25 protein-coding genes and 1 other RNA gene are annotated in these 24,789 nt (G+C 71.2%); 8 read left to right on the plus strand and 18 right to left on the minus strand.

Annotated elements, in window-relative coordinates; all coding sequences use genetic code 11:
* Window positions 1-10: 10 nt before the first annotated feature.
* Entirely contained in the window at window positions 11-1,723 is a 1,713-nt protein-coding gene (locus GON04_RS08760; protein ID WP_181653952.1) for a 7TM diverse intracellular signaling domain-containing protein, read from the plus strand.
* Window positions 1,724-1,732: 9 nt separating this feature from the next.
* Here GON04_RS08760 and GON04_RS08765 read toward each other — a convergent pair whose 3' ends face one another.
* Genes GON04_RS08765 through GON04_RS08780 form a run of 4 tightly spaced genes read right to left on the minus strand, consistent with a single transcriptional unit; the run spans window position 1,733 to window position 4,884 of the window.
* A complete protein-coding gene (locus GON04_RS08765; RefSeq protein WP_157397527.1) occupies window positions 1,733-2,668 on the minus strand; it encodes a tyrosine recombinase XerC in 936 nt (311 codons plus the stop codon).
* The gene (locus GON04_RS08770) at window positions 2,668-3,345 is read right to left on the minus strand and encodes a DUF484 family protein (protein ID WP_232532961.1); all 678 of its coding nucleotides are present in this window, start codon (window positions 3,343-3,345) and stop codon (window positions 2,668-2,670) included. Before GON04_RS08770 ends, GON04_RS08765 begins: the two co-directional genes overlap by 1 nt.
* Before the next feature lie 11 nt (window positions 3,346-3,356).
* Entirely contained in the window at window positions 3,357-4,226 is an 870-nt protein-coding gene (gene dapF, locus GON04_RS08775; RefSeq protein WP_157397529.1) for a diaminopimelate epimerase, read from the minus strand.
* Between the two features lie 31 nt (window positions 4,227-4,257).
* Window positions 4,258-4,884 carry a 2-hydroxychromene-2-carboxylate isomerase gene (locus GON04_RS08780; protein WP_157397530.1) on the minus strand — a complete coding sequence of 209 codons (627 nt, stop codon included), beginning with the start codon at window positions 4,882-4,884 and terminating at the stop codon, window positions 4,258-4,260.
* A 54-nt stretch (window positions 4,885-4,938) separates the two neighbouring features.
* Between GON04_RS08780 and GON04_RS08785 the strand changes: the two genes are divergently transcribed.
* Window positions 4,939-6,402, plus strand: coding sequence for an FAD/NAD(P)-binding protein (locus GON04_RS08785; protein WP_198349239.1), 1,464 nt, complete (start codon window positions 4,939-4,941; stop codon window positions 6,400-6,402).
* 18 nt (window positions 6,403-6,420) lie between these two features.
* On the opposite strand, the gene GON04_RS08790 is transcribed toward GON04_RS08785, so the two are convergent.
* On the minus strand, window positions 6,421-7,428 hold the full coding sequence (locus tag GON04_RS08790; protein ID WP_370530042.1) for a Bug family tripartite tricarboxylate transporter substrate binding protein: 1,008 nt from the start codon (window positions 7,426-7,428) through the stop codon (window positions 6,421-6,423).
* Window positions 7,429-7,552: 124 nt separating this feature from the next.
* Between GON04_RS08790 and GON04_RS08795 the strand changes: the two genes are divergently transcribed.
* Window positions 7,553-8,092, plus strand: a complete 540-nt coding sequence (locus GON04_RS08795) for a carboxymuconolactone decarboxylase family protein (RefSeq protein ID WP_157397533.1) — start codon at window positions 7,553-7,555, stop codon at window positions 8,090-8,092.
* Window positions 8,093-8,253: 161 nt separating this feature from the next.
* On the opposite strand, the gene GON04_RS08800 is transcribed toward GON04_RS08795, so the two are convergent.
* Window positions 8,254-9,240, minus strand: coding sequence for a Bug family tripartite tricarboxylate transporter substrate binding protein (locus tag GON04_RS08800; protein WP_157397534.1), 987 nt, complete (start codon window positions 9,238-9,240; stop codon window positions 8,254-8,256).
* 28 nt (window positions 9,241-9,268) lie between these two features.
* Between GON04_RS08800 and GON04_RS08805 the strand changes: the two genes are divergently transcribed.
* Together GON04_RS08805 and GON04_RS08810 are read left to right on the plus strand one after the other, a co-directional pair.
* On the plus strand, window positions 9,269-10,915 hold the full coding sequence (locus tag GON04_RS08805; RefSeq protein WP_157397535.1) for an MBL fold metallo-hydrolase: 1,647 nt from the start codon (window positions 9,269-9,271) through the stop codon (window positions 10,913-10,915).
* Complete coding sequence (locus GON04_RS08810; RefSeq protein ID WP_181653953.1) at window positions 10,908-11,624, plus strand: S4 domain-containing protein; 717 nt, start codon at window positions 10,908-10,910, stop codon at window positions 11,622-11,624. Before GON04_RS08805 ends, GON04_RS08810 begins: the two co-directional genes overlap by 8 nt.
* 17 nt (window positions 11,625-11,641) lie before the next feature.
* Here the strand turns inward: GON04_RS08810 and rnpB are convergent.
* An RNA gene (gene rnpB / locus GON04_RS08815) (RNase P RNA component class A) lies at window positions 11,642-11,978 on the minus strand.
* A 63-nt stretch (window positions 11,979-12,041) separates the two neighbouring features.
* Here rnpB and GON04_RS08820 point away from each other — a divergent pair.
* Both GON04_RS08820 and GON04_RS08825 read left to right on the plus strand, forming a co-directional pair.
* A complete protein-coding gene (locus GON04_RS08820) occupies window positions 12,042-13,691 on the plus strand; it encodes an FAD-dependent protein (RefSeq protein WP_181653954.1) in 1,650 nt (549 codons plus the stop codon).
* Window positions 13,688-14,353 carry a ProQ/FINO family protein gene (locus GON04_RS08825; protein WP_157397537.1) on the plus strand — a complete coding sequence of 222 codons (666 nt, stop codon included), beginning with the start codon at window positions 13,688-13,690 and terminating at the stop codon, window positions 14,351-14,353. Before GON04_RS08820 ends, GON04_RS08825 begins: the two co-directional genes overlap by 4 nt.
* Window positions 14,354-14,413: 60 nt before the next feature.
* Here the strand turns inward: GON04_RS08825 and htpX are convergent, their stop codons facing one another.
* The 11 genes from htpX to GON04_RS08880 form a co-directional block, all read right to left on the minus strand.
* The gene (gene htpX, locus GON04_RS08830) at window positions 14,414-15,286 is read right to left on the minus strand and encodes a protease HtpX (protein WP_157397538.1); all 873 of its coding nucleotides are present in this window, start codon (window positions 15,284-15,286) and stop codon (window positions 14,414-14,416) included.
* 66 nt (window positions 15,287-15,352) lie between these two features.
* Window positions 15,353-16,123 carry a DUF3025 domain-containing protein gene (locus GON04_RS08835; protein WP_181653955.1) on the minus strand — a complete coding sequence of 257 codons (771 nt, stop codon included), beginning with the start codon at window positions 16,121-16,123 and terminating at the stop codon, window positions 15,353-15,355.
* Window positions 16,120-16,875, minus strand: coding sequence for an NYN domain-containing protein (locus tag GON04_RS08840; protein WP_157397539.1), 756 nt, complete (start codon window positions 16,873-16,875; stop codon window positions 16,120-16,122). Before GON04_RS08840 ends, GON04_RS08835 begins: the two co-directional genes overlap by 4 nt.
* The gene (gene pyrC, locus GON04_RS08845; RefSeq protein WP_157397540.1) at window positions 16,872-17,906 is read right to left on the minus strand and encodes a dihydroorotase; all 1,035 of its coding nucleotides are present in this window, start codon (window positions 17,904-17,906) and stop codon (window positions 16,872-16,874) included. Before pyrC ends, GON04_RS08840 begins: the two co-directional genes overlap by 4 nt.
* A 138-nt stretch (window positions 17,907-18,044) precedes the next feature.
* On the minus strand, window positions 18,045-18,782 hold the full coding sequence (locus GON04_RS08850; protein ID WP_157397541.1) for an amino acid ABC transporter ATP-binding protein: 738 nt from the start codon (window positions 18,780-18,782) through the stop codon (window positions 18,045-18,047).
* Between the two features lie 19 nt (window positions 18,783-18,801).
* Complete coding sequence (locus tag GON04_RS08855) at window positions 18,802-19,461, minus strand: amino acid ABC transporter permease (protein WP_157397542.1); 660 nt, start codon at window positions 19,459-19,461, stop codon at window positions 18,802-18,804.
* A 1-nt stretch (window position 19,462) separates the two neighbouring features.
* Entirely contained in the window at window positions 19,463-20,218 is a 756-nt protein-coding gene (locus tag GON04_RS08860; RefSeq protein WP_157397543.1) for an amino acid ABC transporter permease, read from the minus strand.
* Between the two features lie 139 nt (window positions 20,219-20,357).
* A complete protein-coding gene (locus tag GON04_RS08865; protein WP_157397544.1) occupies window positions 20,358-21,254 on the minus strand; it encodes an amino acid ABC transporter substrate-binding protein in 897 nt (298 codons plus the stop codon).
* A 115-nt stretch (window positions 21,255-21,369) separates the two neighbouring features.
* A complete protein-coding gene (locus GON04_RS08870) occupies window positions 21,370-22,797 on the minus strand; it encodes an aspartate ammonia-lyase (protein WP_157397545.1) in 1,428 nt (475 codons plus the stop codon).
* 137 nt (window positions 22,798-22,934) lie between these two features.
* On the minus strand, window positions 22,935-23,858 hold the full coding sequence (locus tag GON04_RS08875) for a LysR substrate-binding domain-containing protein (protein WP_181653956.1): 924 nt from the start codon (window positions 23,856-23,858) through the stop codon (window positions 22,935-22,937).
* Between the two features lie 35 nt (window positions 23,859-23,893).
* Window positions 23,894-24,352: a metallophosphoesterase family protein gene (locus tag GON04_RS08880; RefSeq protein ID WP_157397546.1), complete on the minus strand. Its 459-nt coding sequence runs from the start codon at window positions 24,350-24,352 to the stop codon at window positions 23,894-23,896.
* 88 nt (window positions 24,353-24,440) lie between these two features.
* Between GON04_RS08880 and GON04_RS08885 the strand changes: the two genes are divergently transcribed.
* The gene (locus GON04_RS08885; RefSeq protein WP_157397547.1) at window positions 24,441-24,773 is read left to right on the plus strand and encodes a thioredoxin family protein; all 333 of its coding nucleotides are present in this window, start codon (window positions 24,441-24,443) and stop codon (window positions 24,771-24,773) included.
* Window positions 24,774-24,789 lie beyond the last annotated feature (16 nt).

The raw sequence follows: 24,789 nt of genomic DNA on the forward strand, positions 1-24,789 counted from the left end.
TGGGGGCTCTGTGGAGAAAAGGCGGCACTGGAGCGCGCGCTGGAGCGTGCTGGCGGTCGTGCTGGTCCTGCTGCTGGGCGGTCGCGCAGCGCTGGCCGGGCCCGTGCTCGCGCTCGACGCCGCGGCGGGGGAACTCGCCCTCGACGGCCACGGCCAGGCCTGGCTCGACGCCGACGGGCACGCCGACCTGGCATCGGTGGCCGCCGGCACCGCCGGTGCCTGGGTGGCCACGGTGCCCGGGCACATCTACCCGTTGCGGCGCGGCCAGGCGCTCTGGTTCCGCTTCACGCTGTCCGAGGCCGACGACAACGAGCGCTGGTACCTGCAGGTCCCCTACCCCGGCGTCGACCGGGTGACGCTGTCCACCCAGGACCCGCAGGGCCGCTGGATCGAGCAGACGGCCGGCGACACGCTGGCCGTGGCCGCTTGGCCGCTGCCGCATCGGCACCCGCTGCTGCCGCTGGCCCTGATGCCGGGCACGCCTCAGCAGTTCTACTTGCGGGTGGAGAACAGGAACGGGTTCGGGGCGCCGCTGCAGTTCACCAGCGAACGCGAACTGGTGCGCCAGGAGCAGCGCAGCGGCCTCGTGCTGGGCATCTACTTCGGCCTGGCAGGGCTCTCGATCGTGCTGGCCCTGCTGGCCGCCCTGCCCCTGCGCGACGCCGCCTTCGCCTGGTACGCGCTCACCATCGGCCTGATGGCGCTGTCCCAGGCCTGCCTGACCGGCATCGCCGGGCTGCACCTGTGGCCGCGGCAGGCGTGGTGGAACGATGTGTCGGCCATCGCGCTGCCACCGGCGGCCGTCGCCGCCCTGCTCTGGTTCCTGTCCACCGTCGTGTCGCTGCCCGAGCGCTCGCGGCGCTCGCACCTGCTGCTGGCGGTCCTGTCGGTGGCCTGCCTGGCGGCCGCCGGCGCCATCCTGCTGGTCGATCCCGGCTGGCGCTCGCGCATCCTGGTGCCGGTGATGGTGCTGTCCATCCTGGCCGCCATCTCGGTCGTGGCCTGGGCGGCCAGCCGCGGCGACCGCCACGCCGGCTGGTTGCTGGTGGCCATGGTCCCGGTGGCGGTCGGCGCCTCCCTGCCGCTGGCGCGCCTGAGCGGATGGCTGCCGGTGTCCTTCTGGACCACGCACGCGATGCAGATCGGCATCGCCATCGACCTGCCGCTGCTGATGGCCGTGCTGGTGGCGCGCAGCCAGCACCGGCGCGCCACCAGCCGCCGCCTGCACGGGCTGGACCGCACCGACCCCGCCACCGGCCTGATCAACGCCCACGTGTTCCTGGAGCGGCTGCAGCGGCTGATCGCGCGCAGCGGCCGGCTCAAGCACGACAGCCTTGTGCTGCTGGTCGACATCGCCAACACGCAGGCCCTGCGGCGCGACTTCGAGCCCCGCTGGGCCGACGAGTTGCCGCTGCGGGTGGCCGGCCGGCTGCAGTCGGCGGCGCGCGAGTTCGACAGCGTGGCGCGCCTGGCCGACCACCGCTTCGGCATGCTGGTCGAGGGGCCGCTGACGGTCGACGAGGTCGCCGCCACCGGGCCCAAGATCGTGGCGCGCTGCCTGATGCCGTTCAAGGACCGGCCGCTGGAATGGGTGGCCCAGGTGCGGGTGGCGCACACCCTGGTGCCGAGCGGCCACGATGCCCGGTCGGTGGTCGAGCGGCTGGACGCCGTGCTGGCGGCGGTCCCGCCGGACAGCAAGCGGGCCGTCTTCCCGGTGCGCTGACCCGGGCCGCTAGCCGCCGCGCTTGCGCAGCGCGCGCGGATGCGCGGCGTCGTAGGCCTTGGCCAGGTGCTGGAAGTCGAGCCGGGTGTAGACCTGCGTGGTGGCGATGTTGGCGTGGCCCAGCAACTCCTGCACCGCGCGCAGGTCGCCGCTGGACTGCAGCACGTGGCTGGCGAACGAGTGGCGCAGCATGTGCGGGTGCACCGGCGTCGCCAGGCCCGCCTGCAGGCTGCGGCGGCGCAGGCGCAGCCAGATCGACTGCGACGACAGGCGCCGGCCGCCACGGCCGACGAACAGCGCCGGGTCGTCGCCGGCCAGTTGCGGCCGCAGCGCGAGCCAGTGGCGCAGGGCCTCCACCGCCTGGCGGCCGACCGGGACCGAGCGCCGCTTGCTGCCCTTGCCCAGGACGTGGGCCTCGCCGGCCTCCAGGTCGAGCCAGCCGCGCGCCACGCCGCTGGGCACCGCGTCCAGGCCGACCACTTCGCCCACCCGCAGGCCGCAGCCGTACAGCAGCTCGACCATGGCGACGTCGCGCGCCTCCAGCACCGGGTCGGCGTCGGCCTCTTCGTGGTCGGCCAGGCGCATGGCGTCGTCCACGCCCAGCGCCTTGGGCAGCGGCCGGGGCGAGCGCGGCGCACGCACGTCCTGCACCGGGTTGCTGGGCACGCGGCCCTGCATCCCTAGCCAGGCATAGAACCCGCGCCAGCCCGACAGGATGAGGGCGATGCCGCGCCCGCTGCGGCCGGCGCCGTGCATCTGCGCCACCCAGCGGCGGATGTGGGCGGTCTGCACGCGTTCCAGGGCAACGCCGGCGGCCCGCGCGTTCTCCAGCAGCCTGGCCAGGTCGAGCGAATACAGCTCCACCGTGCGCTGGGCCAGCCGCTTGCCGACGCGCACGTGCTCCAGGTACTGCTCGACCAGGGCGGCGTCGGCGCCGGTGTCCATCAGGCGTCGCGCAGGCGCGAGAGGGAAGCCGAGGCGAATTCGGCGATGCGTTCGAGGAAATCGGTGCCCATGCCGGCGGCGAAGCGCTGCGGGTCGGGCGAGGCCAGCACCAGCATGCCGAAGGCCCGGGAGGGGTTGCGCAGATCGCCTGAGCGCAGCGGCAGCAGCGCGACCGACATGGCCATGGCCTGGTCGACCAGCCAGTCGACCGCCTCGAAGCCGGAGTTCACGCCGCAATAGGGCTGCGTGAGCGACGAGGCGAAGGTGCGGGCGTCCTCGCTCACCCCGGTGGCGAACGACTCGCCCTGGTACGGCTGCGCGACGTCCCAGACCTTGATGGCCGCCTGCGGCACCATGAACTGCGCCACCAGCTCGGTCACGACGGCGGCCGGCAGGTCCTGGGGGGCGCGCACCAGCATCAGGTTGCGCGCCCAGCGCTGCAGCCGGTCGGCGATGATCACGTTCTCGTTGCCGTGCCGCACCATGTCCATGATGCGGTGCTCCAGCGCCTTGATCTTCTCGCGCAGCATCTCGGCCTGCCGCTCCTGCAGGCTGACGGCGCGGTTGCCGTGGGGACTGGTCAGCTGCACGGTCGCCAGCATCTGGGCGTGGCGCTCGAAGAAGTCGGGCGTGTTCGCCAGGTAGTTGGCGATGTCATCCTCGGTGATGGGATTCATGGCAGCGTCTGTCATTCTGGGATCTCGATCTCGCCTTCGAACACGGTGACCGCCGGGCCGGTCATGAACACGGAGGTGCCTGCGCCGGCCCACTCGATGGTGAGCAGGCCGCCGCGCGTCTGCACGTCCACCCGCGAATCCAGCCGCCCGCGCCGGATGCCCGTGACGACGGCGGCGCAGGCCCCGGTGCCGCAGGCCAGCGTCTCGCCGGCGCCGCGTTCCCAGACCCGCAGGCGGGCATGGCCGCGGTCCAGCACCTGCAGGAAGCCGGCGTTCACGCGCCTGGGAAAGCGCGGGTGGTGTTCGATCAGGGGGCCGTGGGTCGTGACCGGCGCGGTGTCGACGTCCTCGACCTCCTGCACCGCGTGCGGGTTGCCCATCGACAGCACCGACACGGCCACGATGGGGGCGTCGGCCCGCGTGCCCAGGGCCAGCTTCCAGGCCTCCCAGGCGCCATCGGGCTGGGGCGTGAGGCCGGCGGTGTCGAACGGCACGGCGGGCGGCTCGAACACCGGCGGCCCCATGTCGACGGTGACGCGGCCGTCGGGCGTCAGGCGCGGCTCGATGTCGCCCGACAGGGTCCGCACGCGCACCGTGTCGCGGTCGGTGAGGCCCTTGTCGCGCACGTAGCGCGCGAAGCAGCGCGCGCCGTTGCCGCACTGCTCGACCTCGCTGCCGTCGGCGTTGTGGATGACGTATTCGAAATCGATGCCCGGCGCCGGCGAGGGGCGCACCGACAGCACCTGGTCGGCGCCGACGCCGAAGTGGCGGTCGGCCAGCCAGCGGTACTGCTGCGCCGTCAGGCCCAGCCGGCCGGCCATTTCGTCGAGGACGACGAAATCGTTGCCGGCGCCCTGCATCTTCGTGAAGCGGATGCGCATGGGCCGATTATCCGCCCCGGGAGCGCGCGGCTCAACCGCGCAGCCGCTCGAGCGCGCGATCGACGAACCCGAGCCGGTCCTGGCCCCAGAACCGCTCGCCCTGGAGCACGAAGGTGGGCGCGCCGAACACCCCGCGTTCGGTGGCCTCGCGGCTGTAGGTGTCGTAGGTGGCGAGCACCGCCGGCGACTGCTCCAGCGCCTGCAGGGCCTCGCCGTCGTAACCGTGTGCGTCCGCGATGGCGATGCGTTCGGCCGGCAGCGAGGTGTCGCGCTCCTCCGCCCACAGGGCCCGCAGCAGCGCGTGCGACAGCACGAACGCATCCAGCCCCTGCAGCTGGGCGGCGATGACCATCCAGCCGGCGTACTTGTTCCAGTTGGGATCGCCGACCGCATGGCGCGGATAGTGTTTCGGCTGCGGGTGGATCGGCATGCCCAGGTGCCGGCCCCAGCGCACCAGTTCCTCGTCGTGGTAGGTGCGGCGCGGCTCGGGCCGGGTGCGGATCGGGATGCCGCCGTTCTTCACCACCACGGCCTGGAAGTCGTACGGCTTGAGCAGCAGCCGCACGCCGTGCCGCCGCACGATGTCCTGGAGCCGGGGCCCGGCAAAATACGCCCAGGGCGAAGACAGGCTGTAGTAGCACTCGAGCTCGATCGTCATCCAAGGATTATCTTTCCCTTGCAATCCCCCACCTCCCTGCCCCCGGTGCCCGCGATGGCGGTTTCCAGCGAGCGCCGCCCGCAGGCGCTGCAGGCACTCGGCGAACGCGCTCGCGACGAGCTCGCGCGCCTGAACCATCCGCCCGCCAGCTGGGTGCTGCCGACCACGGCGCCCGGCGGCGAGCCGGTGCTGGACGTGCTGGTGGTCGGCGCCGGCATGTGCGGCCAGACGGCGGCGTTCGCCTTGCTGCGCGAGGGCGTGGCCAACCTGCGAGTGGTCGACGCCGCGCCGCGCGGCGACGAAGGCCCCTGGGGCACCTTCGCCCGCATGACGACGCTGCGCAGCCCCAAGCACCTGACCGGGCCCGACCTGGGCGTGCCCAGCCTCAGCTTCCGCTCCTGGTACGAGGCGCAGCACGGCGCCGACGGCTGGGCGGCGCTGCACAAGGTCGGGCGCCTCGACTGGCGCGACTACCTGCTGTGGGTGCGCGAGACCGTGGCGCTGCCGGTCGAGAACGGGACCCGCCTGCTGGCCCTGGACGAGCAGGACGGCCTGGCGCGCGCGCGCCTGCGCACGCCGGCCGGCGAGCAGACGGTGCTGGCGCGCAAGGTGGTGCTGGCGCTGGGGCGCGACGGCAGCGGCGGCCCGCGCTGGCCGCGCTTCCCGTCGCTGCGCAGCGACGACCCGGCCGCGCGCGCCCGCGTCTTCCACTCGGCCGACGCGATCGATTTCGAGGCCCTGCGCGGCCGGCGCATCGGCGTGCTGGGCGCGGGCGCCTCCGCCTTCGACAACGCCGGCGCCGCCCTGGAGGCGGGCGCGCAGGTGGCGCTGTTCGCCCGCCGGCCGCTGCTGCCGCAGGTGAACAAGAGCAAATGGACCTCGTTCACGGGCTTCCTGCGCGGCTTCGAGGCGCTGGACGATGCGCGCAAGTGGCGCTTTTACACCTACATCTTCGACGAGCAGGTGCCCCCGCCCTGGGAGAGCGTGCGCCGCTGCGACGACCAGCCGGGGTTCAGCCTGCACCTGGGCGAAGGCTGGACCGACGTGCGGGTGGACGGGGACGGGGTCGTCGTGACGACCGCCCTGCGCAGCGAACGCTTCGACGCGGTCATCTTCGGCACCGGGTTCGACGTCGACCTGCTGGACCGGCCGGAACTGGCGATCTACACGCCGCACGTGGACACCTGGGCGCGCCACGTCGGCGCAGCGCAGGCGGCCGCGCATCCGGAGCCGGCCCGCTTTCCCTACCTGGGGCCGGGTTTCGAGCTGCGCAGCGGCACCGGCCAACACGCCGGGGCGCTGGCCCGCCTGCACCTGTTCAACTGGGGCAGCACGCTCAGCCACGGCGCGCTGGCGGGCGACATCCCCGGCCTGGGGATCGGCGCCACCCGGCTGGCCCAGGCCATCGTGCGCGACCTGTTCGTCGCCGACGCCGACCGCCACTGGGAGCGGCTGCTGGCCCACGAGGAGCCCGAGCTGCTGGCGACCCGGCGGTACGTGCCGCCGGAGCAGCGCTGAGCAGCCGCGCCGCGGCCGTCAGTCGATGGTGACGTTGGCGGCCTTGACGACGTCGGCCCACTTCGCCCGGTTGGCATGGACGGTCTGCCGGAACTGCTCCGGCGTCTCGATGCGGATCGTGTTGCCGGCGCTCTCGAGCTTGCCGCGGATCTCGGGCGTCTCCAGCACCGTCCGCACGGCGCCATTGAGCCGGGCCACCACCTTGGGGTCGGTGCCCTTGGGTGCGAACAGCGCGAACCAGGTGCTGCTGTCGAAGCCGCCGGCGCCCGGCAGGCCGCTTTCGGCGATGGTGGGCACCTCCTGGATGGCGGCCACGCGCTTGGCCGTCGTCACGCCCAGCAGCCGCACCTTGCCGGCCTTGTACTGGGTGAGCACGGTCTGCACCTGGTTCATGATGCAGCAGGTCTCGCCCTTGAGCACCGCCGTCATCGCCTCCGGGCCGCCCTTGTAGGGCACGTGGGCCATGTTCAGGCCCAGGCGCGAGTTGAACTCCGCGAACGCCATGTGGGTGCCGGTGCCGTTGCCGGTCGACGCATAGTTGAACTTGCCCGGGTTGGCCTTCACCACCTCGACGAACTCCTTGAGCGTCTTGACGTTGATGACGTCGGGGTTGATCGTCAGCACGTTGGACACGTCCAGGATGGGCGTGACGGGCACGAAGTCGGTCTCGACGTCGAACGACATCTTCTTGTACAGCGCCGCGTTGCTGCCGTGGGTGGCGGCCGTGCCGAACACCACCGTGTAGCCGTCGGGGCGCGCCCGCGCCACGTATTCGCTGGCGATGTTGCCGGCCGCACCGGGCTTGTAGTCGATGACCACCGGCTGCCCCAGCACCTTGCCCAGCGGCTCCTGCAGCGTGCGGGCGACGACGTCGACGCCGGAACCGGCCGGGAACGTCATCACCACGGTGACGGGGTGCTGCGGCCAATCGGCCGGCGCCTGGGCTTGCGCCAGCGGCAGCAGGACGGCGGCGGTCGCTGCGACGACGGCGTGGCGCAGCAGGGAACGGGGCTGGATGGGGATCAAGGTCAGGACTCCTGGGAAGCAGTGCAGGCCCATTGTCGCGAAGGCCTTCGACGCGGGGAAGCATGAGCTTATGGCGGCGCCGGGCGGCCGTATGCTCGCCCGGTCTGCAACCACCCTCGATCCCATGCGCATTCCCGACTGGACCCCCGACCGCAAGCCGCAGCCCCAGGACCTGGTGGACGCCATCCTCGAGCGCCGCGGCGGCGCCCTCCTCAACCTCGACAAGGCCCTGCTCTGGAGCGAGCCGCTGGCGCGCGGCTGGAACACCTATCTCAAGGCGGTGCGCACCGGCCTGCCCACCAGCCGCAAGCTGCGCGAACTGGGCATCTGCACCGTGGCCCTGCTGACCGGCGCGCACTACGAGTACCACCACCACGCGCCCGACTTCCTGGCCGCCGGCGGGACGCAGGGCGAACTCGATGCGCTGAACGCGTACTGCCAGGCGCCCGACGGTGCGGTGCCGGCCGGCCTGGCCGGCGACGAGGCGCTGGTGGTGCGCTACGCCGCCCAGATGACGCGCCAGGTGACGGTCGACGACGCCCTCTTCGCGCAGCTGCAGGGCCGCTTCGACACCACGGCCCTGGTCGAGATCACGGCCGCCATCGCCACCTACAACATGGTCGCGCGCTTCCTGCTGGCGCTGGGCGTCACGCCCGAGGACTAGCCGTCCCGGCAGGGGCACCGCTTGCGCGCAATAGCATGCGGCGCGGGCACCATTGGGCGAGGATCCAGCTCGCGGCCGGACGGACAAGTTCGACGACCTGCTATTCCCAGGAGGTCCCGGCTTTCGCCGGGACGGATTGACGGCGGCGCGAAGCGCCTGCGTCAATCCGCCTTGATGTTGTTGTCCTTGACGACCTTGCTCCAGGTCGCCACCTGCTTGTCAATGAAGGCGCGGGCGCTGTCCACCGTGCCGCCGACGACGTCGATGCCCTGGGCGTCGAGCTTCCTGGCGATGTCGGGGTTCTTCAGGGCCTTGTTCAGTTCCTCGTTCAGGCGCCGCACGATCTCCGGCGGCGTCCTGGCGGGCGCCAGTACCGCCCACCAGGCCGGCGCATCGAACCCCGGGAAGCCGCTCTCGGCGATGGTGGGCACGTCGGGCAGGACCTCGCTGCGCCGGGAGCTGGTGACCGCCAGCGCGCGCATGCGCTTGCTGTCCAGGTGCGGCTTGGTGACGAACACCGAGCCGATCGACAGCGGCACGTGGCCGGCAACGGCGTCCTGCATCAGCGGGCCGCCGCCCTTGTACGGCACGTGGGTCCACTCGAGGTTGCCGTTCCTGGCCAGCAGCGACATCGCCAGGTGGCCCAGGCTGCCGTTGCCGATCGAGCCGTAGCTCACCGGCTTGCGCGCCTTGGCCGCCGCCACCACGTCGGCGAAGGTCTTGAACTCGCTGTTGACGTGGGTGGCCAGCACCATGGGCGAGGTGCCCACCAGCACCAGCGGCACCAGGTCGCGGGTGGTGTCGTACGGCAGGCCGGGGATCAGGGCGGGGTTGACGCCGTGGGTGTCGAACACCACGGCGAGCGTGTAGCCGTCGGGCGGCGACTGCACCACCGCGGCGGTGCCGATGGAGCCGGACGCACCGCCCTTGTTGTCGACGATGACGGTCTGGCCCAGCTGCTGGCCCAGCGCCGGGGCGAGGATCCGCGCCACCTGGTCGACCGAGCCGCCGGGCGGAAACACGGCCACGATCTTGATCGGCTGGCGCTTGGGCCAGTCGCCGGCGCCCTGCGCGAACGCCGGCCCGGCGGACAACCCCAGGGCGAGCGTTGCCAGCACGGCGCGGCGGGTGGTCGGTGCGGTCTTCATGCGCAGGTCTCCATGCTGTAATCGGTCGATGGTAAGAGCCACGCAGCTGCTGCACACCCAGCGCGAACCCGTAGCCACCCGACCGGCCGCTACCGTCCTGCTCCTGCGCGACGCGCCGCAGGGTCCCGAGGTGCTGATGACGCGCCGCTCGGCGACCGCCAGCTTCGCGCCCGGTGCCTACGTGTTCCCGGGCGGCGGGATCGATGCCGCCGACGCCGAGTCCCACGCCCTCGCCGCGCGCCGCCCCGGCCAGACCGACGAGCGCCTCACCCAGGCCATCGCCGCCATCCGCGAAAGCTTCGAGGAGCTGGGCGTCCTGCTGGCGCGCCATGCCGACGGCCGGCCCGCGACCGACGCCGACATCGCGGCCCTCGACCGCCACGCACCATTCGCGGCCCAGTGCCGCGAGCGCGGCCTCACGCTGGCCGCCGACGAGGTCTACGTGCTGGCCCACTGGGTCACCGACCGCGACCTGCCACGGCGCTTCGACGTGCCCTTCCTGGCCGCCCGCATGCCCGCGGGCCAGCAGCCGGTGGCCGACGAGACCGAGCAGTTCGAGCCGCTGTGGGTGCGCCCGGCCGACGCGCTGGCGCGCCACCGGGCCGGCCAGTTCTTCATGCTCTTCCCCACCATCCGCACGCTGGAGCGGATGCAGGACTACGGCAGCGTCGACGCCCTGCTCGCGGCCTGCGCCGGCGAGCAGCCGCTGTGGACCAGCTGCCCGCGCGCCGGCCTTCTGGGCGGGAAGGAGGCGCGCTACATGGAGGGCGAGCAGCCGTTCGGTGAACTCGCCCTGGTCTGCCCAGACGGCCAGATCGTCCACCCGCTCGACTGGCAGGCCGAGAGGCCCGTGCCGTTGCTGCGCAACGTGATGCGGCTGACCGCCGGCAATCCCGGCGTCATGACCGGCCCCGGCACCAACACCTACATCGTCGGCGACGCAGCCACCGGCTACATCGTCATCGACCCCGGCCCCGACGACGCCGGCCACCGCGAACGGCTGCTGCAGGCCACCGGCGGCGATGTGCGGCTGGTCGTCTGCACCCACTCGCATGCCGACCACTCGCCCGGCGCGCGCCCGCTGCAAGCGGCCTGCGCCGGCCGGCCCCCGGTGCTCGGCCTGGCCTCCCGGCCGACCGCGCGCCCGGCCAGCGCCTTCACGCCCGACCGCGAACTGGCCGACGGCGAGGTGCTGGCCGTCAGCGGCGGCGGCCAGGTCCACAGCCTGCGAGTGGTCCACACGCCCGGCCATGCGGCCAACCACCTGTGCCTGGTGCTGCTCGAGGACGGGCTGCTGCTCTCGGGCGACCACATCCTCAACGGCAGCACCACCATCGTCGATCCGCCCGACGGCGACATGACGGCCTACCTGGCCTCGCTGGACCGGCTGACGGCCGCCTGCCGCGAACACGACGTCGATTTCATCCTGCCGGCCCACGGCTATGTGCTGGGCGATCCGATCGGCGCCATTGCGCGCCTGAAACAGCACCGCCTGGAGCGCGAGGCCAAGGTCATCGCCGCCATGCGTGCCAAGCCCGGCGCGCCCCTCGAGGACTGGGTGCCGCTGGCCTATGCCGACGTGCCGCCGCGGCTGTGGCCGGTGGCGCAGCGCTCGCTGCTGGCGCACGTGCAGCGGATCGAGGCGCTCGGGCTCGCGGCGCCGGCCCGTGGCTGAGCCCGTCCGGCTGGCCAAGCGGGTCGCGGCCCAGGTGCCGTGCTCGCGCCGTCAGGCCGAGCAGTACATCGAGGGCGGCTTCGTGCGGGTCGACGGCCTGGTGGTCGACGCGCCCGAGAGCCGCGTTGCCGACCACCAGCAGGTCGCCGTGGACACCACCGCCAAGCTGTCCGCCCCGGCCAGCGGCGCCACCCTCCTTCTGCACCGCCCGCCTGGCATCGGCGACGACGCAGCCCGCGCGCTGCTGGCGGCGCCCCACCACTGGGCGGCCGATCCCGACCGGTCCCCGCTGCTGCGCCAGCACCTGCGCGGCACGGTGCTCCTGATGCCCCTGCACCCTGACACCGAGGGGCTGGCCGTGTTCAGCCAGGACCGGCGCATCCTGCGCAAGCTCGGCGAGGACGCCGCGTTCATCGAACAGGAACTGGTGGTCGAGGTCGCGGGCAGCGCGCCACCGGAGGCGCTGGCGCGGCTGGGCCATGGGCTGGTGCGCGACGGCCGGCCGCTGCCGCCCTGCAAGGTCAGCTGGCAGAGCGAGCACCGGTTGCGCTTCGCGCTCAAGGGCATCGACCCGTCCCTGGTGCCGTGGATGTGCGCGCAGGTCGGGTTGCAGGTGCGCAGCTTGCGTCGCATCCGGCTCGGCCGCGTGCCGATGGCCGCCCTGCCGGCCGGGCAGTGGCGCTGGCTGCAGGCGCACGAGCGCTTCTGAGCCGGTCGCCGGAAAAAGTGTGAAGTCCGCCGTAGGCCGGATTCTGTGCGGCGCGGTTGCCCGCGCCGTGACCGCCATTCCTCTGGGCCGGGGGTCGCCCCACCGGCTCGGTGCTACCTACCCGCCAGCTCCGCGGAGCCACATCACCGCTGGCCTATTTGGTATTGCTGCGCGTAGAGATTGCCCGTTTCACCCCCGACGACCGAGTTGCCCCAGCCGCCGAGACTCGTCTCTGTTGCTCTGATCCTCACCTCGCGGTGGACAGGCGTTGCCTGCTACGCTGCCCTGCGCAGTCCGGACCTTCCTCCAGTGCCGCCTTTCGGCGATCGCACCAGCGGCGGTCTGGCGAACTTCACGGCCGGTATGATCGCACGCCACCGGCGCGCCGCGCCGGCACCTGCTTGATCGCCCCAAGCCGTGATCCGCGTCTCCGAACTGAAACTCCCCCTGTCCCAGGCGGAGCAGCCCGAAGCGCCGCTGCGTGAAGCAGCGGCCCGGCTGCTCGGCCTTGCCGCGTCCGACCTCGCGACGCTCACCGTCTTCAAGCGCAGCTTCGACGCCCGCAAGGCCGACCTGCTGGCGGTCTACATCGTCGACGTGGTGCTGGCCGATCCGGCGCGCGAACGCGCGCTGATCGACCAGTTCGCCCGCCACCCGCATGTCGGCCCGAGCCCCGACATGGAGTGGCGCCCGCCAGTCACGCTGCCCGAGGCGCCGCCGCTGCGGCCGGTCGTCATCGGCTTCGGCCCTTGCGGCATCTTCGCCGCGCTGGTGCTGGCCCAGATGGGCTTGAAGCCCATCGTGCTGGAGCGCGGCAAGACCGTGCGCCAGCGCACCAAGGACACCTGGGGCCTGTGGCGCCGGCGCGAGCTGCAGCCCGAGAGCAACGTGCAGTTCGGCGAGGGCGGCGCCGGCACCTTCTCCGACGGCAAGCTGTGGAGCCAGATCAAGGACCCGCGCTACCTCGGCCGCAAGGTGATGGGCGAATTCGTCCAGGCTGGCGCGCCGCCCGAGATCCTCTACGCGGCGCACCCGCACATCGGCACCTTCAAGCTGGTGAAGGTGGTGGAGAACCTGCGCGAGCAGATCACCGCCCTGGGTGGCGAGATCCGGTTCCAGCAGCGCGTGACCGACTTCCTCATCGAGGACGGCCAGCTGCGCGGCCTGCAGGTGCTGCACCAGGACAGCGGCGCCCGCTCCGAACTGCGCGCCGACCACGTGGTGCTGGCGCTGGGCCACAGCTCGCGCGACACCTTCGAGGCGCTGCATGCGCGCGGCGTGTTCCTGGAGGCCAAGCCGTTCTCGATCGGCTTTCGCATCGAGCACCCGCAGGGGATGATCGACCGCGCCCGCTGGGGCCGCCACGCCGGCCACCCGCTGCTGGGCGCCGCCGACTACAAGCTGGTACACCACGCGAGCAACGGCCGCGCCGTCTACAGCTTCTGCATGTGCCCCGGCGGCACGGTGGTGGCCGCCACCTCGGAGCCGAACCGGGTGGTCACCAACGGCATGAGCCAGTACTCGCGCAACGAGCGCAACGCCAATGCCGGCATGGTGGTGTCGATCGATCCGGCCGACTACCCGGGCGGCCCGCTGGCCGGCATCGCCCTGCAGCGCGAACTGGAGTCGCGCGCCTTCGAGCTCGGCGGCGGCACCTACGAGGCGCCCGGCCAGCTGGTCGGCGATTTCGTCGCCGGCCGCCCTTCCACCGCGTTCGGCGACGTGCTGCCCTCGTACAAGCCGGGGGTCCGGCTCGGCGACCTGCACCCGTCGCTGCCGCCGTACGCGATCGAGGCGCTGCGCGAGGCGCTGCCCGCCTTCGGCCGCAAGATCCCCGGCTTCGACCGCCACGACGCCGTGCTCACCGGCGTCGAGACCCGCACCTCGTCGCCGCTGCGCATCACGCGCGCCGAGGATTTCCAGAGCCTGAACGTCCGCGGCCTGTATCCGGCCGGCGAAGGAGCCGGCTACGCCGGCGGCATCCTCTCGGCCGGCGTCGACGGCATCAAGGTCGGCGAAGCGGTGGCGCGCAGCGTCGCCGCCGCCCTGCACGCAACCCATTCATGAACGACACGCCCCCTCCTCCCACCGACGCCACTCCGGCGCCCGCTCCCGCCGGCAAGACCCGGCCCAAGGGCGGCCGCAAGCCGGCGCGCCCGCAGCATCCGCTGCTGCACACGCTGTTCACGCTGTACCCGGCGTTGTTCGGTGCCCGCTTCCTGCCGCTCAAGCTCGGCGTGTTCGAGGACCTGCGCGCGGCGCACCCGGACGCCCTGCCGGTCGACGGCCTGAAGGTCGCGCTCGGCCTGCACACCCGCTCCAACCGCTACATCGAGGCGGTCGCCTCCGGGCTGGCGCGGCACGATCTGCAGGGTCGCCCGGTCGAGCCGGTCGCGCCCGAGCACGTCCACCACGCCATCGTGGAGCTGTACCGCCGCAAGAGCAGCACGCCGCAGGAGCCGGCTGCACGCCAGCGCGCCGTGGCCCAGCTGGTGGACGCCATCGAGCGCTCGGGCCTGGGCCGCGACGGCTACCGCGAGCGCTTCGGCGGCGGTGCCGAAGCGGGCCGGGTCCTGCTGGACGAGGCGCTGGCCGCCCTGGGCCAGCAGGCCGCCCGCCAGGAGGCGCTGCGACGCGCCTTCGTCGCCAGCGGCAAGAGCGTGGAAGACTTCGCCGACATGTACGGCATGCCGGTGGCCGACGTCCAGCGCCTGGTGCAGCCGGACTGAAAGCGGCCGCCGGCAACGAAAAAGGCCGCCCGTGGGCGGCCTTGTCGCGACCCGGGCCGCTCAGGCCGGCGCGTTCTGCAGCGCGGCGATGCGCTCCTCGATCGGCGGGTGGCTGGAGAACAGCTTGCCCACGCCGGAGGTGATGCCCATGGCCTGCAGGCTGCGCGGCAGCTCGCCGGGCACCATGCCGCCCAGGCGGGCCAGCGCGTTCACCATCGGCTGGCGCCGGCCCATCAGCTGGGCCGAGCCACGGTCGGCGCGGAACTCGCGCTGGCGCGAGAACCAGGCCACGATGATGGCGGCCAGGACGCCGAACACGATGTCCAACACGATGGTCGTGACCATGTAGCCGATGCCGGGCCCCGAGCGCTGCTCGCCGCGGCTGAGCCAGCCGTCGACCAGGTAGCCGATGACGCGCGACAGGAACACCACGAAGGTGTTCATCACGCCCTGGATCAGGGTCATGGTCACCATGTCGCCGTTGGCGACGTGGGCCACCTCGTGGCCGATGACGGCCTCGACCTCCTCGCGCGTCATGCCCTGCAACAGGCCGGTGGACACCGCCACCAGCGCGCTGTTCTTGAATGCGCCGGTGGCGAAGGCGTTGGGCTCGCCCTCGAAGATGCCGACTTCCGGCATCCCGATGCCCGCCTTGTCGGCGAAGCCGCGCACCGTGTCGACGATCCAGCGCTCGTCGGGCGAGCCGCTGCCGTCGATGACGTGCACGCCCGAACTCCACTTGGCGATCGGCTTGGACATCAGCAGCGAGATGATGGCGCCGCCGAAGCCCATGATGAAGGCGAAGCCCAGCAGCGCCCCCAGGTTCAGCCCGTTGGCGGTGAGGTAGCGGTTGACGCCCAGCAGGCTGGCGACCACCCCCAGCACCACCACGACGGCGAGGTTGGTGGCCAGGAACAGGAAGATGCGTTTCATGCGTTGTGGCTCCGGTGAAGAAGTCTCGTTGTGCTCGCGCCTGAGGTGAGGGCTCCCCAGCCGTTCTCAAGCGCGCGGGACCGGCCGCTGGTCCCCTGTCGGATCGACCCGTGGCCGCGGCGGCCGGAACACCACTGAGTCGTCGTAGAAAGAAAAGTTCTCGTTGGCCGGCCACCAGCCCGGGATGCCCAGCACGGGCAAGGGGGCGAATGGCTTGGCCGCCAAGGCCTGCGGCGTGCATTGTGCGGCCAGCCAGCCGTCGGCCGCGGCGAACGCCACATCCGGACAGGGGACACGCCAGACATGGGCCGTCAGGTCCTTGCGCGGCGCCGCCAGCTTCTCCAGCAGGGCGTGGCCGACCACCAGCAGGCGCGCCAGCCGCCAGAGCGGGCGCAGCTCCACGAACAGCCGGCGCCAGTCGCGCGCCAGCAACGCCGCCCACAGCGGCTCGGGCGCCTGCAGCAGGGCGCCGTTCTCGTCCAGCACGGTGATCGCGTCGCGCACCGGCCCGCGCCGCCCGCCGATCCCGCCGGCGGCGATCGCCTGCGCCTGCAGCTCGTTCAGCCGGCACTTGGTGCGCGGCAGCTGCAGCCAGACCAGGCCGTTGAAGAAGTCGTGGGCGCCGGGGCGCACCGGGCAGGTGCCGGTGTCGAAGATGAACTGCTCGTAGGCCGTGCCGTCCGGCAGCGCCGCCTGCGGCACGAAACGCAGCGGCGGCCGGGCGGCGTTCAGGGCGTCGTGCTGCGCGGCGCCGGCGGCCACGGCGGCCGCCACCGGTGCGCCGGCGGCGCGCCAGGGCGCGAACCAGGGCCGCGACCAGTCGATCGCGCCGCTCACCGGCGGCGGGCGGACGGCGCCTGCTTCTCGCGCACCGCCACCCGCGAGGTGCCCTCGTCCGCGAACTCGAACAGGTCGATGGCGGCGAGCAGCTTGGTCAGGGTGGAGTAGCCGTAGTTGCGCTGGTCGAAGGAGGTCTGGTTGCCGATCTGCTGGCGCACGTCGTTCACCGACGACCAGCCGTCGTCGTCGGCCGCCGACTGCACCGCGTTGCGCAGCAGCGCCACCAGCTTGCGGTCCTGGCGCAGCTCGGCCGGCGCCATCCGCAGGCGCGGGCCGCGGTCGGCGTCGGCGGCATCGCCGTCGTCCGCGCTGGCCGGCCGCAGGTCGTCCAGGAACAGGAAGCGCGAGCAGGCGTTGACGAACGGCTCGGGCGTCTTGCGGGCGCCGAAGCCGTACACGGCCGCGCCCTTGGCGCGCAGGTGCATCACCAGCGGCGTGAAGTCGGCGTCGGACGAGACGATGCCGAAGGCGTCGGGGCGGTCGGTGTACAGCAGGTCCAGCGCGTCAATCACCATCGCCATGTCGCTGGCGTTCTTGCCCTTGCTGTAGTCGAACTGCTGCATGGGGCGGATGGCGTGCTCGTGCAGCTGCTCTTCCCAGCCCTTGAGCTCGCTCTTCTTCCAGTTGCCGTAGGCGCGGCGGATGTTGGTCTCGCCCTGCGTGGACAGCTCGTTGAGGATCAGGCCGATCTTGGACGCCGGCGCGTTGTCGGCGTCGATCAGCAGGGCCACGCGGGGCTTGGCGGTCATGCCACGGCCCTCCAGGCCAGCGCCTCGCCGGCGCGCAGGGGCTTGAGCTCGGCCTCGCCGAAGGGATAGGCGTCGGGCACGGTCCAGGCCTCGCGCCGCAGCGTGAGCGTGCCGGCGTTGCGCGGCAGGCCGTAGAAGTCGGCGCCGAAGAAGCTGGCGAAGCCTTCCAGCCGGTCGAGCGCGCCGGCGGCGTCGAACGCCTCGGCGTACAGCTCCATCGCCGCGTGCCCGGTGTAGCAGCCGGCGCAGCCGCTCGCGTGCTCCTTCAGGTGCGCCGGATGCGGCGCGCTGTCGGTGCCCAGGAAGAATCGCGGGTCGCCCGAGGTGGCTGCGGCCACCAGCGCCACCCGGTGCTCCTCGCGCTTGAGCACCGGCAGGCAGTAGTAGTGCGGCCGGATCCCGCCGATGAAGATCGCGTTGCGGTTGTAGAGCAGGTGGTGCGCCGTGATGGTGGCGGCCGTCAGCGGGCCGGCGTCGCGCACGTAGGCCGCCGCTTCCCTCGTCGTGATGTGCTCCATCACGATCTTCAGGCCCGGGAAGTCCTTGCGCAGCGGGATCAGCTGGCGGTCGATGAACACCGCCTCGCGGTCGAACAGGTCGATGTCGGGCGAGGTCACCTCGCCGTGCACCAGCAGCAGCAGGCCCTCGCGCTGCATCGCCTCCAGCGTGCGGTAGGTCTTGCGGATGTCGGTGACGCCGGCGTCGCTGTTGGTCGTGGCGCCAGCCGGGTAGAGCTTGAGCGCGACGACGCCGGCCTGCCTGGCGCGCCGGATCTCGTCGGGCGGCAGGTTGTCGGTGAGGTACAGCGTCATCAGCGGCTCGAAGGCGACGCCGCGCGGCACCACCTCGAGGATGCGCTGCCGGTAGGCGGCGGCCTGGGCCGCGGTGGTCACCGGCGGCCGGAGGTTGGGCATGATGACCGCCCGTCCGAACTGCGCCGCCGACTGCGGCACGACGGCGGCCATGGCGGCGCCGTCGCGCACGTGCAGGTGCCAGTCGTCGGGACGGGTGATCGTGATCTCGTTGTGCATGCGCCGATTGTCCCAGAGGCGTGCACGGACCTGGCTCGGCCGGGGATCGGCAGGCGATGCCGGAAGGAAGCCGGCCCGGCCCCGGCAGGACGGCAAGCGAGGCCGCGGCGACGCTGCAGGTCGCCGCCGGGGTCTCCCTCAGTGCGCCAGGATCTTGTTCAGGAAATCCTTGGTGCGCGGCTGGCGGTTCTCGGGGTGGCCGAAGAACTCGTCCTTCGAGCAGTCCTCGAGGATGCGGCCGCCGACGTCGATGAAGATCACGCGGTTGGCCACCTTGCGGGCGAAGCCCATCTCGTGGGTGACCACCATCATGGTCATGCCTTCCTTGGCCAGGCCGACCATGACGTCGAGCACCTCGCCCACCATCTCGGGGTCGAGCGCCGAGGTGGGCTCGTCGAACAGCATGACGATGGGGTCCATCGACAGCGCGCGGGCGATGGCCACGCGCTGCTGCTGGCCGCCGGACAACTGGCCGGGGAACTTGTCCTTGTGCAGCATCAGTCCGACCCGGTCGAGCATCTTCAGGCCGCGGGTCTTGGCCTCCTCGGCGCTGCGCCCCAGGACCTTCATCTGCGCGATGGTGAGGTTCTCGGTGACCGACAGGTGCGGGAACAGCTCGAAGTGCTGGAACACCATGCCGACGCGGCTGCGCAGCTTGGGCAGGTCGGTCTTGGGGTCGGTGACGCCGATGCCGTCGACACTGATGGTGCCCTTCTGGATGGGCTCCAGGCCGTTCACGGTCTTGATGAGCGTGGACTTGCCGGAGCCGGACGGGCCGCAGACGACGACCACGTCGCCCTTGCTGATGTTGACTGAGCAGTCGTTGAGCACCTGCACCGGGCCGTACCACTTGGAGACGTTCTTGATTTCGATCATGGCGGGGGTTCCTGGGGGCTCAGCGGATGATGGCGATCTTGGCCTGCAGGCGCTTGACCAGGTACGACAAGCCCATGCAGATGACGAAGTAGATGACGGCGGCGAACAGGTAGGCCTCCTCGGGGCGGCCGTAGATCTTGCCCGCGGTGACGAAGCCCTTGAGCAGGTCGTAGGCGCCGATGGCATAGACCAGCGAGGTGTCCTGGAACAGGATGATGGTCTGCGTCAGCAGCACCGGCAGCATGTTGCGGAACGCCTGCGGCAGCACCACCAGCCGCATGTTCTGCCCGTAGGTCATGCCCAGCGCCTGGCCGGCGTAGACCTGGCCGCGCGGAATGGACTGGATGCCGGCCCGCATGATCTCGCTGAAGTAGGCGGCCTCGAACGCCACGAAGGTGATGTTGGCCGAGTACTCGGCACCGACCGGGCGGCCGATGAGGATGGGCACCAGCAGGAAGAACCACAGGATGACCATCACCAGCGGGATCGACCGCATGCCGTTGACGTAGACCGTGGCGGGGATCGCCAGCAGGGGCGTGCCCGACAGCCGCATCAGCGCCAGCAGGGTGCCGAAGAGAATGCCGCCGAGCGTGGCGACGACGGTGAGCTGGACGCTGAAGTAGAAGCCGTTGAGGACGTACTTGCTGATCAGTTCCCAGCTGAAGAAGGACAGATCCATGTCAGTGGCCCCCGGTGCCGCCGGCGACGATGAAGCCGGGGATCTGCACCTTCTTCTCGATGAAGGCGAACACGCGGTTGACCGTGAAGGCGGACAGCGCGTACAGGGCAGTGACGGCCAGGTAGACCTCGATGCCGCGCGAGGTCTCCTCCTGCGCCTGCATCGCGAACATGGTGAGTTCGGCGATGGACACGGCGAACGCGACCGACGAGTTCTTCAGCAGGTTCATCGACTCGCTGGTGAGCGGCGGCAGGATGATGCGGAACGCCATCGGCAGGATGACGTAGCGGTAGGTCTGGGCGGTGGTGAACCCCATTGCCATGCCGGCGTAGCGCTGGCCGCGCGGCAGCGCCTGCACGCCGGCCCGGACCTGTTCGGCGATGCGGGCCGAGGTGAAGAAGCCCAGCGCGAACACCACCAGCAGGAAGCCGGGCACCTGCTGGAACAGCGGGAACAGCTTGGGCACCACGAAGTACCAGATGAACAGCTGCACGAGGATGGGGATGTTGCGGAACAGCTCCACCCAGGCGTTGGCCAACCGGACCAGCCAGGGACTGTTGGGCAGCGTGCGCGCCGTGCCCACCAGCGCGCCCACCACCACCGCGACCACCCAGGCACACACGGCGACCGAGAGCGTCCAGCCCCAGGCGTGGACCATCCACTCCAGGTAGGTGATGTCGCCACCCTTGGCCCAGCAACCGGGTTCGATCGTCCCCTCGGTCGTGTTCCTGCAGAAGACCTGCCAGTCCCAAGCCATGTTGTTTCCCCCCTTGGGGTCCCTCAGTGATGTTCTTCGTGGAGGCGGCGCCCCCGGCGCGCGCCCCGTTGATCTTCAAGCACAAACCCCGCCCGGTGCAAGGCGCCGGACGGGGTTTGTGGTGGCGGCACGTCGCCGCTTATTTCTTCAGGTACTCCTCCACCGGCTTGTCGTTCGGGTTGTTCCAGGCGGACTTGGTGGCCTCGCTGGCCGGCAGGCCGACCTTGGTGTTCTTCGGCGGGATCGGCTGCACGAACCACTTGTCGTAGATCTTGGCGATCTCGCCGCTCTTCATCAGGTCCTTGAGCGTGTCGTCGGCCAGCTTCTTGAAGGCCGGGTCGTCCTTGCGCAGCATGATGGCGATGGGCTCGACGCTGATGGTCTCGCCGACGATCTTGTAGTCGGCCGGGTTCTTGGCGGTGGCGATGTTGCCGGCCAGGATCTGGCCATCCATGACGAACGCGTCGGCGCGGCCCGACTCCAGCATCAGGAAGCTGTCGGCGTGGTCCTTGCCGAACACTTCCTTGAAGTCGACGTTGGCGGCGCGCTCATGCTTGCGCAGCAGCTGCACGGAGGTGGTGCCGGTGGTCGTGGCCACGTTCTTGCCGTTCAACTGCGCCAGCGAGTTGATGCCGGAAGCGGCCTTGACCGCGATGCGCACTTCCTCGACGTAGGTGGTGACGGCGAACGCCACGTCCTTCTGGCGGGTGGCGTTGTTGGTGGTGGAGCCGCACTCGATGTCGACGGTGCCGTTCTGGACCAGCGGGATGCGGTTCTGCGAGGTGACCGGCAGGTACTTGACCTCCAGCTTCTTGCCGGCCGACTTCTCGAGGTTGGCGATGATGCGCTGGCACAGCTCGTAGTGGAAGCCGGCGTACTTGCCGTCGCCCAGCGTGTACGACAGGGCGCCCGACGAATCGCGCACACCCATCGTGACCACGCCGGAGGCCTTGACCTTGGCGATGGTGTCGTTTGCCTGGGCGAACACGGTGCCAGTGGCGGCGGCCACGGCGACGGCGAGCAGGACCTTCTTCATGTTGGATCTCCGGTAGGAACGTAGTCAGATTGAGAACGAAATTCTAGGGATCCGGACGCTGGGGATTACCCTGAATCACCACGGCGGTGCCGTGCAGGCGAGATTCAAGCACGGTTCATGCCCTCGCCGGACCAGTGACAACCAGCCGCAAGGGCTCCGTCAGCTTCTCCGGCACCAGCAGCGCCTCCATCTGTTCCCGGGTGAGGATGCCCAGCGACTGCGCCACGTCGTCGATGCTGGCGCCGCTGGCGATGGCGGTCTTGGCGATCAGCGCCGCCTTCTCGTAGCCGATGATGGGGTTCAGGGCCGTGACCAGGGTCACCGACTCGCGCACGCGCCGGGCCAGCAGTTCGTGGTTGGCCTCGATGCCGGCCACGCAGTTGGCCTCGAGGGTGATGCAGGCGTTCGACAGGTGGCGGATGCTCTTGTGCAGGCTCCAGCCCATGATGGGCTCGAAGGCGTTGAGCTGCAGCTGGCCCGCCTCGGACGCCATGGTCACCGTCACGTCGTTGCCGATCACCTCGAACGCGACCTGGTTCATCACCTCCGGGATCACCGGGTTCACCTTGCCCGGCATGATGGATGAGCCGGCCTGGCGCGGAGGCAGCCGGATGTCGCCGAAGCCGGCCTGCGGCCCGCTGGACAGCAGGCGCAGGTCGTTGCAGGTCTTGGACAGCTTCGTCGCCACCCGCTTGAGCACGCCCGACAGCTGCACGAAGGCGCCGGTGTCCTGGGTCGCCTCCACCAGGTTCTTGGCCTTGACCACCGGCACCCCGCTCACTTCGGCCAGGTGGCGGCAGGCCAGCTCGGCATAGCCGGCCGGCGCGTTGATCCCGGTGCCGATGGCGGTGGCCCCGAGGTTGATCTCCTGGATCAGCGCCCGCGCCTCGCGCAGCCGGTCCTCGTCCTCTTCCATCATCACCGCGTAGGTCGAGAACTCCTGGCCCAGCGTCATGGGCACGGCGTCCTGCAGCTGGGTGCGGCCGATCTTCAGCACCGACTTGAACTCCACCGCCTTGGCCTCGAAGCCGGCCCGCAGGATCGCCATCGACGCCAGCAGGTTGTCGATGCCGAACCACAGCGCCAGCCGCACGGCGGTGGGATAGACGTCGTTGGTGCTCTGCGAGGCGTTGACGTGGTCGTTCGGGTGCAGCACGTCGTAGCGCCCCTTCTCGAACCCCATGCGCTCCAGCGCCAGGTTGGCGATCACCTCGTTGGCGTTCATGTTGGTCGAGGTGCCGGCCCCGCCCTGGATGACGTCGACGATGAACTCCTCATGGTGCTCACCCGCGATCAACTGCTCGCAGGCGGCCATGATGGCGTAGGCCCGGCTCTCGTCCAGCACCCCCAGTTCCAGGTTGGAGCGGGCGGTGGCCTTCTTCACGTAGCCGAAGGCCCGCACCAGCTCCGGCATCGCCGACACCGGGGTGCCGGAGATCGGGAAGTTCTCCACCGCGCGCGCCGTGTGCACGCCCCAGTAGGCAGCGGCGGGAATCTGCTTTTCGCCGAGGAAGTCGTGCTCGAGGCGGTGGTCGTTTGGCATGGGTGCTGGTGTGAAGCCGGGGTGCCGCAAACTGTAGCCAGCGGTCACGCCGCCAGCCAATGCCGTTTGCCGGACCCATCATGCAAGAAATGCATGATGCAGCACGGACGCGGCCTGCGGGCCGACTTTCCAGCCCTTCAGGCGCCGGCGGCCAGATAGCTCCAGAGCGCCTGCGCCGTGCCCTTGGGGGCGTCGCGGCCGGACGGCTTCTCGCGGTAGGCGCGCACGTCCATCGCCAGTTCCAGCCCGGGCAGGTCGGCCGGGGCGGCCGGCACCAGCTTGCGCGCCCGCAACTCCTTCTTCACCGCGCTGTGCGGCAGGAAGGCCACGCCATGGCCCTCGAGGGCCATCACCTTCAGGCCCTCGGCCATGTCGGTCTCGTACACGCGGTCGAGGTGGATGGCGGTGCCGGCCTGCTTGAGGATGAGGTCGGTCACGCGCCCGAGGTAGGCGTCCGGCGCATAGCCGAGGTACGGCAGCGGTGCCATCGCCCGGCCCGGCAGCCTGAACAGCGGCTCGCCGTCGGCGCCGGGCTTGCAGTACGGCGCCAGCACCTCCTGGCCGAGCGACACCATCTCGTAGCGGTCGGGGTCCAGCTGCAGCGGCTGCGAGGCATGGTGGTAGGCGATCAGGACGTCGCAGCCGCCTTCCACCAGCCGCATCACCGCGTCATGCACGTTCAGCGCGATCAGGCGGCTCTTGATGGGGCCGAACTTCTCCCGCAGGCTGGAGACCCAGGCCGGGAAGAAGGTGAAGGCGAGCGTGTGCGGCACGGCGAACTCGATCACGTCCTGCCCGGCGGAGGCGTGGCCGCGCAGCATGGCGCGGGTGGTCTGCAGGGCCTGCAGCATCTCCAGCGACTGGGTGTAGAGCGTTTCGCCGGCCGGCGTGAGGCGGGTGGGGTAGGAGCTGCGGTCCACCAGGTCCGTGCCGGCCCAGGCCTCCAGCGCCTGGATGCGGCGCGAGAAGGCCGGCTGCGTCACGTGCCGCAGCTGCGCGGAGCGGCTGAAGCTGCGCGTCTCGGCCAGGCTCACGAAGTCTTCCAGCCACTTGGTTTCCACGCCGCATTATTGATGCGGCAGCGCGGGCCCGGCGTTCAGGCCCCGACCGGCACCGTGACGGCGCGCACGGCGCCACCTTCCAGCCGCAGCTCGCCGACCGAGATCGGCAACGAGAAGCGCCGCGGACCGGCGCTGCCCGGATTGACGAACAGCACGCCGCCCTCCTCGCGCACCAGCGGCCGGTGGGAATGGCCGCTGACCACCACCCGGGCGCCGGCCGGTGCCGGATGCCGCGCCAGGTCGGCGATGTCGTGCAGCACGTAGATGCCGATCCCTCCCAGCTGCACGGTCGCGGTGAGCGGCAGGCGCTCGGCCCAGGCGCCGTGGTCGTTGTTGCCGCGCACGGCCGTCAGCGGCGCGATGCCGGCCAGCAGGTCCAGTATGGTGGGCTCGACGATGTCGCCGGCGTGCAGGATGGCGTCGCAGCCGCGCAGGAAGGCGAGCGCCTGCGGCCGGACCAGGCCGTGGGTGTCGGAGATCAGCCCGATGCGCATCGGGGCATTGTCCCGGAGCCCGGGCCGGCGCGGTTGCCGCTTGCTACCGTGGCCTGCGGCTCCCTTGGCCGCGCGGGACAATCGGGCGATGGAAACCGCCTATCTCGAGAAGGAACCCGCACGCGCCGAGGTCGATGCCTGGACCGGCCCCGTGCTGCTGGAATTCGGCGCCCCCTGGTGTGGCTGGTGCCGCGGCGCCCAGCCCAGGATCGCCGAGGCGCTGGCCGCGCATCCGGGCATGCGCCATGTCAAGGTGGAGGACGGCAGCGGGCGCCGCCTCGGGCGCACCTTCGGCATCAAGCTGTGGCCCACCCTGGTGGTGCTGCAGGATGGCCGGGAGGTCGCCCGGCTGGTGCGGCCGGCCGAGACGCAGGCGATCGCGCAGGCCCTGGCCCTGGCCCAGGCCGATCCCGGCGGCTGACCCTCTGGCACCGGTC

Source organism: Ramlibacter pinisoli, from assembly GCF_009758015.1.
In the GTDB taxonomy this organism is placed as follows: Bacteria; Pseudomonadota; Gammaproteobacteria; order Burkholderiales; family Burkholderiaceae_C; genus Ramlibacter; species Ramlibacter pinisoli.